The sequence below is a fragment of the Streptomyces sp. NPDC041200 genome (genome assembly GCF_055591805.1).
The window spans coordinates 22,470-39,710 of record NZ_JBVIZF010000028.1 but is presented as its reverse complement, the minus strand read 5'-3'; the positions used below and the strand labels follow the sequence as shown (position 1 = coordinate 39,710).

Annotated in this window: 1 protein-coding gene; it reads left to right on the top strand. The window is 74.1% G+C overall.

All coding sequences use genetic code 11. The features are described 5' to 3' along the window. Positions 1-14: 14 nt before the first annotated feature. Positions 15-17,240 carry an SDR family NAD(P)-dependent oxidoreductase gene (locus tag ACZ6CL_RS34605; RefSeq protein ID WP_468943302.1) on the top strand — a complete coding sequence of 5,742 codons (17,226 nt, stop codon included), beginning with the start codon at positions 15-17 and terminating at the stop codon, positions 17,238-17,240. The last annotated feature ends 1 nt before the right edge of the window (position 17,241 follow it).

Below are 17,241 nucleotides of genomic sequence, written 5' to 3'. Positions count from 1 at the left end.
TGGGTGAGACTCCAATGGCGGATCAGGACAAGATCCTCGACTACCTCAAGCGGGTAACTGCCGATCTGCACCAGACGCGGCAGCGTCTTCGCGAGGTCGAGTCGCAGGAGCCTGAGCCGATCGCGATCGTCGGCATGAGCTGCCGGTTCCCCGGAGGCGTCACGTCTCCGGAGGAGCTGTGGCAGCTCGTGTCCGGTGGCGGCGACGCCATCACGGACTTCCCCACGGACCGGGGCTGGGACGTCTCGTCGCTCTTCGACGCCGACCCCGACCAGCAGGGCACCAGCTACACCGACAAGGGCGGATTCCTGGAGGGCGCCGGCGAGTTCGACGCCGGGTTCTTCGGGATCAGCCCGCGCGAAACCCTCGGCATGGACCCCCAGCAGCGGCTGCTGCTGGAGACCTCCTGGGAGGCGTTCGAGCGGGCCGGGATCGACCCGGCCACGCTGCGCGGCAGCAAGGCCGGTGTCTTCATCGGCACCAACGGCCAGGACTACCCGGAGCTGATGCACACGGCGCCGCAGGGCGTCGAGCAGTACCTGCTGACCGGCAACGCGGCGAGCGTCATCTCCGGCCGCGTCTCCTACACCTTCGGGCTGGAGGGCCCGGCGCTCACCGTCGACACGGCCTGCTCGGCGTCGCTGGTGGCGCTGCACCTGGCCGTGCAGTCGCTGCGCAACGGTGAGTGCTCGATGGCGCTGACCGGTGGTGTCACGGTCATGAACAGCCCGCGCGCGTTCATCAACTTCAGCCGTCAGCGGGGCCTGGCCCCCGATGGCCGCTGCAAGGCGTTCGCGGACGGCGCGGACGGCACCGGCTGGGGCGAGGGCGTCGGCATGCTGCTCGTCGAGCGGCTGTCGGACGCCCGGAAGAACGGCCACCGGGTGCTCGCCCTCGTGCGGGGATCCGCCATCAACCAGGACGGCGCGTCCAACGGTCTGACGGCGCCGAACGGGCCGTCCCAGCAGCGCGTCATCCGCCAGGCGCTCACCGACGGCCGCCTCACCCCGGCCCAGGTCGACGCCGTCGAGGCGCACGGCACCGGTACGTCGCTCGGCGACCCCATCGAGGCGCAGGCGCTGCTCGCCACGTACGGGCAGAACCGGGCCGAGGGCCGCCCGCTGTGGCTCGGCTCCGTCAAGTCCAACTTCGGGCACACCCAGGCCGCGGCCGGTGTCGCCGGAATCATCAAGATGGTCAAGGCCATCGAGCACGGTGTGCTGCCCAGGACGCTGCACGTCGACGCGCCCTCCGGGGACGTCGACTGGTCGGCGGGCGCGGTGTCCCTGCTCACCGAGAACACCCCGTGGCCGGAGACCGGACAGCCGCGCCGCGCGGGCATCTCCTCGTTCGGCGTGAGCGGTACGAACGCCCACACCGTCATCGAGCAGGCGCCCGCCGAGGACCGCCAGACGGAGACCACCGAGGGTGAGTGGACCGGGCTCGGCGGGCCGTTGCCGCTGCTGGTGTCCGGGCAGAGCGCGGAGGCGCTGCGCGCCCAGGCCGCGCGGCTCGCCGCCCATGTGCGGGACGCCCCGGGCCTCGGCCTGGTCGACCTCGCCCACTCCCTGGCCACCACCCGCGCCGCGCTGGACCACCGGGCCGTGGTCCTCGCGGGCGACGGCGGCCGGGACGACCTGCTGCGCGGGCTGGCCGCGCTCGCCGAGGACAGCCCGGCGGGCGGGCTCGTCCAGGGCGAGGTCAGCGAGGGCAAGGTCGCGTTCCTGTTCACCGGGCAGGGCAGCCAGCGGCTGGGGATGGGCCGCGAGCTGTACGCGGCCGTCCCGGCCTTCGCCACGGCGCTGGACGAGGTGTGCGCCGAACTCGACGGCCACCTCGAACTGCCCCTGCGCGACGTCATGTTCGGTGAGGACAGCACTCTGCTGGACCGCACCGGCTACACCCAGCCCGCCTTGTTCGCCCTCGAAGTGGCGCTGTTCCGGCTGCTCGAAACGTGGGGCGTGAAGCCCGACTTCCTCGTCGGCCACTCCATCGGCGAGCTGGCCGCCGCCCATGTGGCGGGCGTGCTGTCGCTCCCGGACGCCTGCCGGTTGGTGGCCGCGCGCGGCCGTCTGATGCAGGAGCTGCCGGGCGGCGGCGCGATGATCGCCGTCCAGGCGTCCGAGGACGAGGTGACGCCGCTGCTCACCGGGCGGGTCTCCATCGCCGCGCTCAACGGTCCCACGTCGATCGTGATCGCCGGTGACGAGGACGCAGCTCAGCGGATCGCCGATGTCTTCGCGGAGAAGGGCCGCAAGACCAAGCGGCTCACCGTCAGCCACGCGTTCCACTCGCCGCACATGGACGGCATGCTGGAGGCGTTCCGCGAGGTCGCGCAGGGCGTCACGTACGCCCCGCCGGTCATCCCCGTCATCTCCAACCTGACCGGCGCCTCCGTGTCCGCCGACGAGATCTGCTCGCCCGACTACTGGGTCCGGCACGTCCGGCAGGCGGTCCGCTTCACCGATGGCATCCGCGGGCTCGAAGAGTACGGCGTCGCCACCTTCGTGGAGCTGGGCCCCGACGGGGTGCTCACCGCCATGGCGCAGGACTGCGTCACCGCTGAGGGCGCCGCCTTCGTACCCGTCTTGCGCGGCGACCGCCCCGAGGCCACCGCCCTGACCGACGCGCTCGCCCGCGCCCATGTGCACGGCGTGGCCGTCGACTGGGCCGCCGTGTTCGCGGGCTCCGGCGCCCGCCGCGTCGAGCTGCCCACGTACGCCTTCCAGCGCGAGCTGTACTGGCCCGAGCCCGCCGGGCCCTGGACCGGCGATGTCACCGCCGCCGGGCTCGGCTCGGCCGACCACCCACTGCTCGGCGCGGCCGTCTCGCTCGCCGACGCCGCCGGGTTCCTGTTCACCGGCAGGCTCTCCCTCCAGACCCACCCGTGGCTCGCCGATCACGCCGTCATGGACACCGTGCTGCTGCCCGGTACCGCCTTCGTGGAGCTGGCCATCCGCGCCGGTGACCACGTCGGCGCCGACGTCCTGGACGAGCTGACCCTTGAGGCGCCGCTCGTGCTGCCCCCGCAGGGCGGCGTGCAGGTCCAGGTGTCCGTGGGCGCGCCGGACGCGTCCGGCCGCCGCTCGCTGACCCTGCACTCGCGGCTCGAAGAGGCCGCCGACGGCAGCTGGGGCGAGGGCGAGTGGACCCGCCACGCCACCGGTGTGCTCGCCACCGGCGCCACGACCCCCGACGAAACCCTCACCACCTGGCCACCGGCCGGTGCCACCGAGGTCCCCGTCGACGGGCTGTACGACTGGCTCACGACAAGCGGATTCGCCTACGGCCCGGTGTTCCAGGGCCTCAAGTCCGCCTGGCAGCACGGCGACCACGTGTACGCCGACGTCCGCCTCCCCGATGGCGCCCGCGCCGAGGCCGACCTGTTCGGGCTGCACCCGGCGCTGCTGGACGCGGCCCTGCACGCCGTCGGCATCGGCTCCCTGCTGGAGGACACCGAACACGGCCGCCTCCCGTTCTCCTGGAGCGGCGTCCGGCTGCACGCCGTCGGCGCCTCCGCGCTGCGCGTCCGGCTGTCGCCCGCGGGTCAGGACACCGTGGCCGTCCTGGTCACCGACGAGAGCGGCGCGCCCGTCGCCTCGGTCGACGCGCTGTTGCTGCGCCCGGTCTCGCCCGAGCAGGTGACGTCCGCGCGCGGCGCCTTCTACGACGCGCTGTTCCGCGTCGAGTGGACCCCCGCCCCGGTGCCGTCCGCCACCAGCGTCGTGGCCGGGCAGTGGGCGCTGCTGGGCGACGCCACTCCCGCCTTGGCCGCCGCGCTGCCCACCGCCGTGGGCTACGCCGACCTGGCCGCGCTCGGCGAGGCCGTGACCGGCGGCGCACCGGTGCCGCAGGCCGTCGTCGCGCCGTTCTTCCCGGCCGCAGCGGACCTTTCTGTCCAGGACGGGGTACGCGACGCCCTGCACCGCGCGCTGGACCTCGTCCAACGCTGGCTCGCCGACGACCGCTTCGAGGGCTCCCGGCTGGTCATCGCCACCCGTGGCGCCGTCGCCACCGCCGCGGACGCCGACACCGAGGACCTTGCGGGCGCCCCGTTGTGGGGGCTGCTGCGCTCCGCGCAGTCCGAGAACCCGGACCGCTTCACCCTCGTCGACATCGACGGCGGCGACGCCTCGTACCGCGCCCTCGCGCCTGCCCTCGCCACCGGCGAGCCGCAGCTCGCGGTCCGCGCCGGGGCCGTCGTCGTACCGCGCCTGGCGAAGGTGGCCTCCGACGCCGCCCACACCGCCCCCGCCCTCGACCCCGAGGGCACCGCCCTGGTCACCGGCGCCACCGGCACCCTGGGCGGCCTGGTCGCCCGCCACCTGGTCGCCGAGCACGGCGTACGCAACCTGCTGCTGCTCAGCCGTCGCGGCGCCGAAGCGCACGGCGCCGCCGACCTCGTCGCCGAACTGCGCGCGTCCGGCGCCGATGTCACCCTCGTCGCCTGCGACGTGGCCGACCGCGACGCGCTGGCCGAGGTGCTGGCCACCGTCCCGGCCGACCGTCCGCTGACCGCCGTCGTGCACACGGCGGGCGTCCTCGACGACGGTGTCATCGGCTCGCTCACCGCCGAGCGCGTCGACCGCGTCCTGCCGCCCAAGGTGGACGCGGCGCTGAACCTGCACGAGCTGACCCGCGATCTCGACCTGTCCGCGTTCGTCCTGTTCTCCGCCGCCGCCGGAACGCTCGGCGGCCCCGGACAGGCCAACTACGCGGCCGCCAACGCCTTCGTGGACGCCCTCGCCCAGCGCCGCCGTGCCCAGGGCTTGCCCGCGACCGCCCTCGCCTGGGGCCTGTGGGCCGAGCGCAGCGGCATGACCGGCGACCTGGACGACGCCGACATCCAGCGCATCACCCGCGCCGGAGTCGCCGCCCTCTCCTCCGACGAGGGCCTGGCCCTGCTGGACACCGCGCTCGCCGTCGGCGACCCCGCGCTCGTCCCCATGCACCTGGACCTGGCGTCGCTGCGCCACGCCGAGGCCACCATGGTCCCGGCGCTGCTGCGCGGTCTGGTGCGCGGCGGTACGGCCCGCCGCACCGCCGAGTCGGGCGCCACGGCCCCCGGCGGGCTCGCCGAACGGCTCCTCGCGCTGTCCGTCCCCGAGCGCGACCGGCTGCTGCTGGAGGTCGTCTCAGGCCAGGTCGCCGCCGTCCTCGGCTACGCGGGCCCGGAGGCGGTCGGCGCGGGCCGCGCCTTCAAGGAGCTGGGCTTCGACTCGCTCACCGCCGTCGAGCTGCGCAACCGCCTCGGCACGGTGACGGGCGTACGGCTCCCCGCCACGCTCGTCTTCGACTACCCGACGCCCTCCTCGCTCGCCGGTTTCCTGCGCACCGAAATCCTCGGCGACCAGGCCGACGAGGGCGCCGCGACCCCGGCGGCGGCCACCGCCGTCGCCGACGACGAGCCGATCGCCATCGTCGGCATGAGCTGCCGCTACCCGGGCGGGGTCAGCAGCCCGGAGGAGCTGTGGCAGCTCGTCATGGGCGCCACCGACGCCATCTCCGGCTTCCCCACCGACCGTGGCTGGCAGCTGGACGGGCTGCTCGGTGACGACCAGGGGCAGACGGGCACCAGCGCCACCATCGAGGGCGGATTCCTCTACGAGGCGGGCGAGTTCGACCCGGACTTCTTCGGCATCAACCCGCGCGAAGCCCTCGCCATGGACCCCCACCAGCGGCTGCTGCTGGAGTCCTCGTGGGAGGCGTTCGAGCGCGCGGGCATCGACCCGGCGGCCGTGCGCGGCAGCCGGACCGGTGTCTTCACCGGCGTCATGTACCACGACTACCTCTCCCGGCTGACCGCCCTGCCCGAGGGGCTCGAGGGCTACCTCGGGACCGGTACGGCGGGCAGTGTCGCCTCCGGCCGCGTCGCGTACACCTTCGGTCTTGAGGGCCCGGCCGTCACCATCGACACGGCGTGCTCGTCGTCGCTGGTGGCGCTGCACCTGGCCGCGCAGGCGCTGCGCAGCGGCGAGTGCACCATGGCGCTCGCGGGCGGTGTCACCGTCATGTCCACCCCGGACACCTTCATCGACTTCAGCCGCCAGGGCGGCCTGTCGGCGAGCGGCCGCTGCAAGTCCTTCGCCGCCGACGCGGACGGCACGGGCTGGGCCGAGGGCGTCGGCATGCTGCTCGTGGAGCGGCTGTCGGACGCGCGGAAGAACGGCCACCAGGTGCTGGCCGTGGTGCGCGGTACGGCGGTCAACCAGGACGGCGCGTCCAACGGTCTGACGGCGCCCAACGGCCCGTCCCAGCAGCGGGTCATCCGCGCGGCCCTGGCCGGTGCGGGGCTGTCGGCCGGGGACGTGGACGTGGTCGAGGCGCACGGTACGGGGACCACGCTGGGCGACCCGGTCGAGGCGCAGGCGCTGCTGGCCACGTACGGCCGTGACCGGGACGCGGACCAGCCGCTGTACCTCGGCTCCATCAAGTCGAACATCGGCCACACGCAGGCCGCCGCCGGTGTCGCGGGCATCATCAAGATGGTGCAGGCGATGCGCCACGGTGTGCTGCCGCGGTCGCTGCACATCGACGAGCCGTCGCCGCACGTCGACTGGGAGGCGGGGGCCGTCTCGCTGCTCGCCGAGGCGAGGGAGTGGCCGGAGACCGGACACCCGCGCCGCGCGGGCATCTCCTCCTTCGGCGTCAGCGGCACCAACGCCCACGCCATCATCGAGCAGGCCCCGGAGGCGGAGCCCCGGGCCACGACGGATGCCACGCCGCGCGCGGCCGGGGTGCTGCCCTGGGCCCTTTCGGCCAAGTCCGCCGACGCGCTGCGCGGCCAGGCCGTACGGCTGCTCGCCCACCTGGAGGAGCGGCCTGACCTGCCGCTCACCGACCTCGGCTACTCCCTCGCCACCACGCGCGCCGCGCTGGACCACCGCGCGGTGGTGGTCGGTGACGACCGCGCCGCGCTGGTCGCGGGCCTGGAGGCGCTGGCGCGCGGCGAGTCCGTCGCGGGGCTGATCGAGGGCTCGGTGACCGAGGGCGGCAAGGTCGCGTTCCTGTTCACGGGCCAGGGCAGCCAGCGGCTGGGCATGGGCCGTGAGCTGTACGAGGCGTACCCGGTGTTCGCGGAGGCGCTGGACGCGGTGTGCGACGCGCTGGACGCGCACCTCGAACAGCCGCTGAAGACGGTCCTGTTCGGCGACGATGCCGACGCGCTGGATCAGACCGGCTACACCCAGCCCGCGCTGTTCGCCCTCGAGGTGGCGCTGTTCCGTCTCGTCGAGGCGTGGGGTCTGCGGGCGGACTTCCTGTCCGGCCACTCCATCGGTGAGATCGCCGCCGCACATGTGGCGGGTGTGCTCTCCCTCGCGGACGCCTGCCGGTTGGTGGCCGCCCGTGGCCGTCTGATGCAGGAACTTCCGGCCGGTGGCGCGATGATCGCCATTCAGGCGTCGGAGGACGAGGTGGCGCCGCTCCTCACCGAGCGGGTCTCGATCGCCGCCCTCAACGGGCCGATGTCCGTGGTCATCGCGGGCGACGAGGACGCGGCGCTGGAGATCGCGGCGGGCTTCGAGGAGCGGGGTCGTAAGACCAAGCGGCTCACCGTCAGCCACGCGTTCCACTCGCCGCGCATGGACGGGATGCTGGACGCGTTCCGCGAGGTGGCCGAGGGCCTGTCGTACGAGTCCCCGCGCATCCCGATCGTCTCCAACCTCACCGGTAGCGTCGTCTCCGCCGACGAGATCATGACGCCCGACTTCTGGGTGCGCCACGTCCGGGAAGCCGTCCGCTTCCTCGATGGCATCCGCACCCTGGAGGCCCAGGGCGTCACCACCTACCTCGAACTCGGCCCCGACGGTGTGCTGTCCGCCATGGCGCAGGACTGCCTCACCGACGGCGACGCCACCTTCGCCGCCACATGCCGCAAGGACCGCCCCGAGGCCGACACCGTCACCGCCGCCCTCGCCCGGCTGCACGTCCGTGGTGTGGCGCCGGACTGGGCCGCGTACTACGCGGGTACGGGCGCGGCCCGTGTCGACCTGCCCACGTACGCCTTCCAGCACCGCCGCTTCTGGCTGACGAACCCGGCGGGCTTCGTCGGCGACGTGGAGTCGGCGGGCCTGGGCCGGGCCGACCACCCGCTGCTGGGCGCGGCCGTGCCGCTGGCCGACTCCGATGGCTTCCTGCTCACGGGCAGGCTCTCCCTCGAAAGCCACCCGTGGCTGGCCGACCACGCCGTGATGGGCACGGTCCTGCTGCCCGGCACCGCCTTCGTCGAGCTGGCGATCCGCGCCGGTGACCAGGTGGGCTGCGACCGGCTGGACGAGCTGACCATCGAGGCGCCGCTGATCCTCCCCGAGCGCGGCGCGGTACAGCTGCAGATCATGGTCGGGGCCCCGCAGGCCGCCGGACACCGCACGCTGGAGCTGTACTCGCGGGCCCAGGACGCGCCCGCCGAGGTGCCCTGGATCCGGCACGCCAGCGGTGTGCTGGTGGCGGGCGCCCCGCAGCCGTCGTTCGATCTGACGGCATGGCCGCCGCCGGGCGCCGAGCCCGTCGAGATCGACGGGCTCTACGAGCACCTGGCGCAGGGCGGTTTCGCGTATGGCCCGGTGTTCCAGGGCCTTGAGGCGGCGTGGCTGCGCGGCGACGAGGTGTTCGCCGAGGTCCGGCTGCCCGAGGACGCCGAGGGCGACGCCAAGGCCTTCGGGCTGCACCCGGCGCTGCTGGACGCCGCGCTGCACAGCACGTTCGCGCGTCCCGATGGCGATGAGCAGGGCAGGCTGCCGTTCTCCTGGGGCGGGGTGTCGCTGCACGCGGTGGGCGCCGGTGCGCTCCGGGTGCGGCTGACCCCGGCCGGGACGGACGCGGTGTCGCTGGAGCTGGCCGATGGCACCGGCGCCCCGGTGGCGTCCGTGGAGCAGCTGGCGCTGCGTCCGGTCGCGGCCGGTCAGCTCGCGGGCGCCCGGTCGGCCACGTACCACGACTCGCTGTACCGGCTGGACTGGGCCACCGTGCCCATGGCCACCGACGCCCCGCAAGGCAATGCGCGGTGGGCGGTGCTGGGCGCTGGCGCGCCCGGCGCGCTGACGTCCGGTGCGGCGGTCCACGCCGATCTGGCCGCGCTGGGCGAGGCCGGGGACCTGCCCGACTTCGTCCTCGCCTGCCTCGACCCGCGCGCCGACGGCGACGACGTGACCGGCGCGGTGCACACCGCCACCCAGGACGCGCTGGCCCTCGTACGGGAGTGGCTGGCCGACGAGCGGTTCGCCGCGTCCCGGCTGGTGCTGGTGACCCGGGGCGCGGTGGCCACCGCCGGTGACGCGGGGACGTACGACCTGGCGCACGCCCCGGTGTGGGGTCTGGTGCGCTCCGCGCAGTCGGAGAACCCGGACCGGCTGGTGCTGGTGGACCTCGACGGCACCGACGCCTCGTACGAGGCGCTGGGCGCCGCGCTGGGCACCGCCCTGACCTCCGGCGAGCCGCAGTTCGTGCTGCGCCGTGGCGCCGTCCACGCGCCCCGGCTGGCGCGCATCGCCGCCGACGGGCCCATGGTGCCGCCCGCCGGTGAGCAGGCGTGGCGGCTCGACATCGAGGACAAGGGCACGCTGGAGAACCTGACGCTGCTGCCGACTCCGGAGGCCGCCGCGCCGCTGGAGGCCGGGCAGGTGCGGGTCGCCGTGCGGGCCGCCGGTGTGAACTTCCGCGATGTGCTGAACGCGCTCGGCATGTACCCGGGCGACGCGGGCCTGATGGGCAGTGAGGGCGCCGGTGTCGTCCTCGAAACCGGCCCCGGTGTCACCGACCTGGCGCCCGGCGACCCGGTGATGGGCATGCTGCCCGGCGGGTTCGGGCCGCTGGTGGTCGTGGACCGCCGCATGGTGGCGCCGATGCCCCAGGGCTGGTCGTACGCCCAGGCCGCGTCCGTGCCGATCGTCTTCATGACGGCGTACTACGCGCTGCGCGACCTGGCGGACCTGCGCGGCGGCGAATCGCTGCTCGTCCACGCCGCCGCCGGTGGTGTCGGCATGGCCGCCGTGCAGCTGGCCCGCCACTGGGGCGTGGACGTCTACGCGACCGCCAGCCCCGGCAAGTGGGACACGCTGCGCGGCCTCGGGCTGGCCGACGACCGCATCGCCTCCTCCCGTGATCTGGCCTTCGAGGAGACGTTCCGCGAGGTCAGCGGTGGCCGTGGCGTGGATGTCGTACTGGACTCGCTGGCCCGGGAGTTCGTGGACGCGTCGCTGCGGCTGCTGCCGCGCGGCGGCCGGTTCGTCGAGATGGGCAAGACGGACGTCCGGGCGCCCGAGGACGTCGCGGCCGCCTACCCGGGCGTCTCCTACCAGGCGTTCGACCTGACCGAGGCGGGCCTGGACCGCATCCAGGCCATGCTGTGCGAACTGCTGGAGCTGTTCGAGCGGGGCGCGTTGCGGCCGCTGCCGATCACCGCGTGGGATCTGCGGCAGGCCCCGGACGCGTTCCGCTACCTCAGCCAGGCTCGGCACATCGGCAAGGTCGTCCTCACCGTGCCCGCCACGTGGAACCCGGACGGCACGGTGCTGATCACCGGTGGCACCGGTACCCTGGGCGGCCTGGTCGCCCGGCACGCGGTGACCGAGCGCGGCGCCCGGCACCTGCTGCTCACCAGCCGACGCGGTGAGCAGGCGGCGGGAGCGGCCGAACTCGCCGCCGAGTTGCGCGCGTTGGGCGCCGAGGTCACCATCGCCGCCTGCGACGCGGCCGACCGCGACCAGCTCGCCACCGTCCTCGCCGCCATCCCCGCCGACCGTCCGCTGACCGCCGTCGTGCACACGGCCGGTGTGCTGGACGACGGGGTGATCGGCTCCCTGACGGCCGAGCGGCTGGAGAAGGTGCTGCGGCCCAAGGTGGACGCGGCGCTGAACCTGCACGAGCTGACAGCCGGCCTGGACCTGGCCGCGTTCGTGCTGTTCTCCTCGGCGGCCGGTACGTTCGGCGGCCCCGGCCAGGCCAACTACGCGGCGGCCAACTCGTTCCTGGACGCGCTGGCCCGCCACCGCCATGCCCAGGGCCTGCCCGCCACCTCGCTGGCCTGGGGCCTGTGGGCCGAGGCCAGCGGCATGACCGGCGAGCTGGAGGCCACCGACAAGTCCCGGATGAGCCGGTCCGGCGTACTGGGCCTGTCCTCGGACGAGGGCCTGGCGCTGTTCGACGCCGCCCAGGAGACGGGCGACGCGTTCCTGGTGCCCATGCAGCTCGACCTGGCGTCGCTCACGGGCGCGCCCGTCGCGGCGGTGCCGCCGCTGCTGCGCGGCCTGGTGCGCGGCGGTACGACCCGCCGCACCGCCGAGTCGGGCGCGGCGGGGGACGGTGCCCCGCTGGTGGAGCGGCTGGTCCGGCTGGACGCGGCCGAGCGCGATCAGATGCTGCTCGACCTGGTGCGCAGCCAGGTGGCCGTGGTGCTCGGCCATGACTCGCCGGACGCGGTGGAGGCGAGCCGGGCCTTCAAGGACCTCGGCTTCGACTCGCTGACGGCGGTGGAGTTCCGCAACCGCCTCGGTGGCGCCGCCGGGCTGCGCATGCCCGCCACGCTCGTCTTCGACTACCCGACGCCGACCGCGCTCGCCGCGTACCTGCGCGACGAACTCCTCGGCTCCGAGGCGGCGGCCGCCGTCCCGGCGCAGGCCCAGGCACGGGCCACGGCCAAGGACACCGACGAGGACGACCCGATCGCCATCGTCGCCATGAGCTGCCGCTTCCCCGGCGACGTCCGCACCCCCGAGGACCTGTGGGAGCTGCTGGCCGAGGGCCGCGACGGCATCTCCCGGCTGCCGGACGACCGGGGCTGGGACATCGAGGCGTTCTACGACCCGGACCCGGACCGGCCCGGCACCTCGTACGCCCGCGAAGGCGGATTCACGTACGACGCCGCCGACTTCGACCCCGAGTTCTTCGGCATCAACCCGCGTGAGGCCATGGCGATGGACCCCCAGCAGCGGCTGCTGCTGGAGACGTCGTGGGAGTCGTTCGAGCGGGCGGGCATCGACCCGGGCACGCTGCGCGGCAAGGAGGTCGGCGTCTTCGTCGGCCAGATGCACAACGACTATGTGTCGCGGCTGAGCACCGTACCCGAGGGCGTCGAGGGCTACCTCGGCACCGGCGGCTCCAGCAGCATCGCCTCCGGCCGGGTGTCGTACACCTTCGGCTTCGAGGGCCCGGCCGTCACCGTCGACACGGCGTGCTCGTCGTCGCTGGTGGCGCTGCACCTGGCGGCGCAGGCGCTGCGCAACGGCGAATGCACGCTGGCGCTCGCGGGCGGTGTCACCATCATCACCACGCCCGCCGTCTTCACCGAGTTCAGTCGCCAGCGCGGCCTGGCCACCGACGGCCGCTGCAAGCCGTTCGCGGCGGCGGCCGACGGCACGGCCTGGGGCGAGGGCGTCGGCATGGTGCTCGTGGAGCGGCTGTCGGACGCGCGGAAGAACGGCCACCAGGTGCTGGCCGTGGTGCGTGGTACGGCGGTCAACCAGGACGGCGCGTCCAACGGTCTGACGGCGCCGAACGGCCCGTCCCAGCAGCGGGTCATCCGCCAGGCGCTGGCGAACGCGGGTCTGTCCCCCGCCGAGGTGGACGCGGTCGAGGCGCACGGCACGGGCACCACGCTCGGCGACCCGATCGAGGCGCAGGCGCTGCTGGCCACGTACGGCCGTGACCGGGACGCGGACCAGCCGCTGTGGCTCGGCTCCATCAAGTCCAACTTCGGCCACACGCAGGCCGCCGCCGGTGTCGCGGGCATCATCAAGATGGTGCTGGCGATGCGGCACGGTGTGCTTCCGCGGTCGCTGCACATCGACGAGCCGTCGCCGCACGTCGACTGGGAGGCGGGCGCGGTGTCGCTGCTCGCCGAGGCGAGGGAGTGGCCGGAGACCGGTCACCCGCGCCGCGCGGGCATCTCCTCCTTCGGCATGAGCGGCACCAACGCCCACGCCATCATCGAGCAGGCCCCCGAGCCGGAGCCGCTTGCGGCGTCCGGTGCCGAGGACGGTGCGGCGGCGCTGCCGTGGGTGCTCTCCGCCAAGTCCCCGGAGGCGCTGCGCGCCCAGAGCGCCCGGCTCCGCACGCACGTGGCGGACCACCCCGAGGCCGCTCTCACCGACCTCGGCCACTCCCTGGCCACCGGCCGCGCCAGCTTCGACCACCGGGCGGCGCTGGTCGCCCGGGACCGGGACGGATTCCTGGCCGCGCTGGACGCCCTGGCCGAGGGGCGCACCGCGCCCGGGCTCGTGGCGGACACGGTGTCGGAGGGCAAGGTGGCGTTCCTGTTCACGGGCCAGGGCAGCCAGCGGCTGGGCATGGGCCGCGAGCTGTACGAGGCGTACCCGGTGTTCGCGGAGGCGCTGGACGCCGTATGCGATGAGCTGGACCAGCACCTGGACCAGCCGCTGCGTGACGTTCTCTTCGGTGAGGACACCGAGACCCTGGACCAGACGGCCTACACCCAGCCCGCGCTGTTCGCCATCGAGGTGGCCCTGTTCCGCCTGGTGGAGGCGTGGGGCGTGAAGCCCGATGTCCTGTCCGGCCACTCGATCGGCGAGCTGGCAGCCGCCCATGTGGCGGGTGTGTTCTCCCTCGCGGACGCGTGCCGGTTGGTGGCCGCGCGCGGCCGTCTGATGCAGCAACTGCCCCCCGGCGGCGCGATGATCGCCATCCAGGCGTCCGAGGACGAGGTGACGCCGCACCTGGGCAAGCGGGTGAGCCTCGCAGCCGTCAACGGCCCGACCGCGGTCGTGGTCGCGGGCGACGAGGACGCGGCTCTGGAGATCGCGGCGGACTTCGAGGCGCAGGGCCGCAAGACCAAGCGGCTCACCGTGAGCCACGCGTTCCACTCGCCGCACATGGACGGCATGCTGGACGCGTTCAGCCAGGTCGCGGACGGGCTGACGTATGAGGCGCCCCGCATTCCGATCGTCTCCAACCTCACCGGTGACGTCGTCTCCGCCGACGACATGACCTACCCGGGCTTCTGGGTACGCCACGTCCGCGAGGCGGTCCGCTTCCTCGACGGCATCCGCACCCTTGAGGCCCAGGGCGTCACCACGTACGTAGAGCTGGGCCCCGAGGGCGTGCTCACCGCCATGGCGCAGGACTGCGTCACGGACGGAACCCACGCCTTCGCCGCCACGCTGCGCGGCGGCCGCCCGGAGCCCGAGACGCTGCTCACCGCCCTCGGCCAGGCCCATGTGCGGGGCGCCGCCGTGGACTTCGAGGCGCTGTACGCCCCGTACGGCGCGCACCGGGTGGAGCTGCCGACGTACGCGTTCCAGCGCCGCCGCTTCTGGCTCGACATCGGCCCCTCCGGCGGCGACGCCACCGCGATCGGCCTGCACGCGGCGGGCCACCCGCTGCTCGGCGCCGCCGTGGAGCTGCCCGACGCGGACGGTTTCGCCTTCACCGGACGGCTCTCCCTCCAGACCCAGCCGTGGCTGGCCGACCACGCCGTGATGGGCACGGTGCTGCTGCCCGGCACCGCGTTCGTGGAACTCGCGCTGCGCGCCGGGGAACACGCGGGCTGCGACCGGCTGGACGAACTCACCCTGGAAGCACCGCTGATCGTGCCCGAACGGGGCGCCGTCCAGCTCCGCCTGTCGCTCGCGGCCCCCGACACCACGGGCCGACGCGCCCTGACGATGCACTCCCGCGCCGAGGACGCCCCGTCCGACGAGCCGTGGCTGCGCCACGCGACCGGTGCCCTGACGGCCGACGCGGAGGCGGCCGCGTTCGACCTGACCGCATGGCCCCCCGCCGACGCCGAGCAGATCGCCGTCGACGGCCTCTACGACGGCCTGGCCGATTCAGGCTTCGCCTACGGCCCGGTCTTCCAGGGCCTCGAAGCGGCCTGGCGGCGCGACGACGAGGTGTTCGCCGAGGTCCGGCTCCCGGAGGGCACCGAGGCCGACGCCAAGACCTTCGGCCTCCACCCGGCCCTGCTGGACGCGGCCCTGCACGCCCTCGGCCTGGCCGCCGCCGAAGGAAACGGCGGCGAGGGCCGCCTGCCGTTCGCCTGGACCGGCGTCTCCCTGCACGCCATCGGTGCCTCCGCGCTACGGGTCCGCCTGGCGGGCACCACGACGGGCACCGTGACGCTCCAGCTGGCGGACGCGACGGGCGCCCCGGTGGCGACCGTAGAGGGCCTGGCGCTCCGCACGGTGACCCCGGCCCAACTGGGCGCGACCCGCCAGAGTGCCACGTCGGAAGCCCTGTTCCACCTGGACTGGACCCCGATCCCGACCCAGCCCACGGAGCCGTCCCCGGACCACTGGGCAGCGCTGGGCACCGACGCCCTGGGCCTGACCACGTACCCGGACCTGGAGGCCTTGGGTAAGGCCGTCGATTCCGGCACACCGCTGCCGGACCACGTAGTGGTGTCCCTGGCACCCACCGTCCCCCTGGCTTCGGACGGCGCGGCACGCCACGCCCCGAACGGTGCGGCACGCCACGCCCCGAACGGTGCGGCACTTGAAAGCCCGGGTGCGGCAACTCCAGCCCGTCCGGCGATTGAGGACACGCCCGAAGGGCGTCCGGGGTCCTGGGGCTTGCCCCAGGTTTCGGGAAGGGGCGGGGTGGGGGAAAGCCCCGCTCAAGCCGCCCACGACGCCACCACCCAAGCCCTCGCCCTCCTCCAAACGTGGCTGGCCGACGACCGCTTCGCGGACTCCCGCCTGGTCGTCCTCACCACCGCCACCGACCTGGCCCACGCCGCCGTCCGCGGCCTGGTCCGCTCCGCCCAGGCGGAGAACCCGGACCGCGTCGTCCTGGTCGACACCGAGGACCACGACACCTCGCTGAAAACACTGGCGACGGCCGTCGCAACCGATGAACCCCAGCTGGCCATCCGCAACGGCGAGATCCGGGCCCCGCGCCTGGCCCGCACCACCCCGGCGGCGGAAGACGAAGCCCCCGAGTGGAACCCCGAGGGCACGGTCCTGCTGACCGGCGCGTCCGGCACGCTGGGCACCCTCTTCGCGCGCCACCTGGTGGCCGAGCGGGGCGTACGCCACCTCCTCCTGGTGAGCCGCCGAGGCGACCAGGCCCCGGGCGCGCAAGAACTGACCGCCGAGCTAACGGCACTGGGCGCCACCGTGCACTGGTCGGCCTGCGACGTAGCAGACCGCACCGCCCTGTCGGAAGCCCTGTCGGCGATCCCCACCGCCCACCCCCTGACCGCCGTGATCCACACGGCGGGCGTGCTGGACGACGGCGTGATCGCGTCCCTCACCCCCGAGCGCCTGACCGGCGTCCTGCGCCCGAAGGCAGACGCCGCCTGGAACCTCCACGAGCTGACCCAGGACGCGGACCTGGCCGCGTTCATCCTGTTCAGCTCCGCCGCAGGCGTCTTCGGCGGCGCCGGACAGGGCAACTACGCGGCGGCGAACGCCTTCCTCGACGCCCTCGCCCAGCACCGCACAGCAAGCGGCCTGCCCGCCACCTCCCTCGCCTGGGGCCTGTGGTCGGTAGCCGGAGGCATGGGCGGTGAGCTGGACGAGACCGAGATCGCCCGCATCCGCCGCGGCGGCATCGGCGTCCTCACGGCGGACAACGGCCTGGCGCTGTTCGATGCCACGTACGGGCAGAACGAGCCGCTCCTCGTCCCGATGCCCCTGGACATGGCGGCCCTCCGCGCCCAAGCGGGCGTCGGCATGCTGCCACCCCTCTTCCGCGGCCTGGTCCGGACGGCCCCCGCCCGCCGGGCGGCGGAGTCCGCGGCGGCCACGGCCACCGGCGGCGCCGACGCCCTGCGCGCACGGCTCGCCGGGCTGTCCGAGCCCGAGCGGGACGAAGCGGTGCTGGACCTGGTCTGCACCCAGGTGGCGGCCGTACTCGGCTACCCGGGCCCGGAAACGGTCGATCCGACCCGCTCGTTCAGCGAGGTCGGCTTCGACTCGCTCACCGCGGTCGAGCTGCGCAACCGACTGAACGCGACCACCGGGGTCCGGCTCCCCGCGACGCTGGTCTTCGACTACCCCACACCGAACGCACTGGTCCAGTACCTGCGGGGCGAGATCCTGCCGGACGACGCGACGGGGGTCACCTCCCTGTTCGCCGAACTCGACGGGCTCGAGAGGTCCCTGGCCGGGGCCGCCCCGGACGATGCGGACCGGAGCAGGATCACCGCACGCCTGCAGGCGCTGCTCGCGCAATGGAATGACGACCGAGGACCGGAAGACGGCGCCGACATCGCCGGTGAGATCGAGTCCGCCACGGACGACGACCTCATCGACTTCCTCGGCAAAGAATTCGGGATCTCCTGAA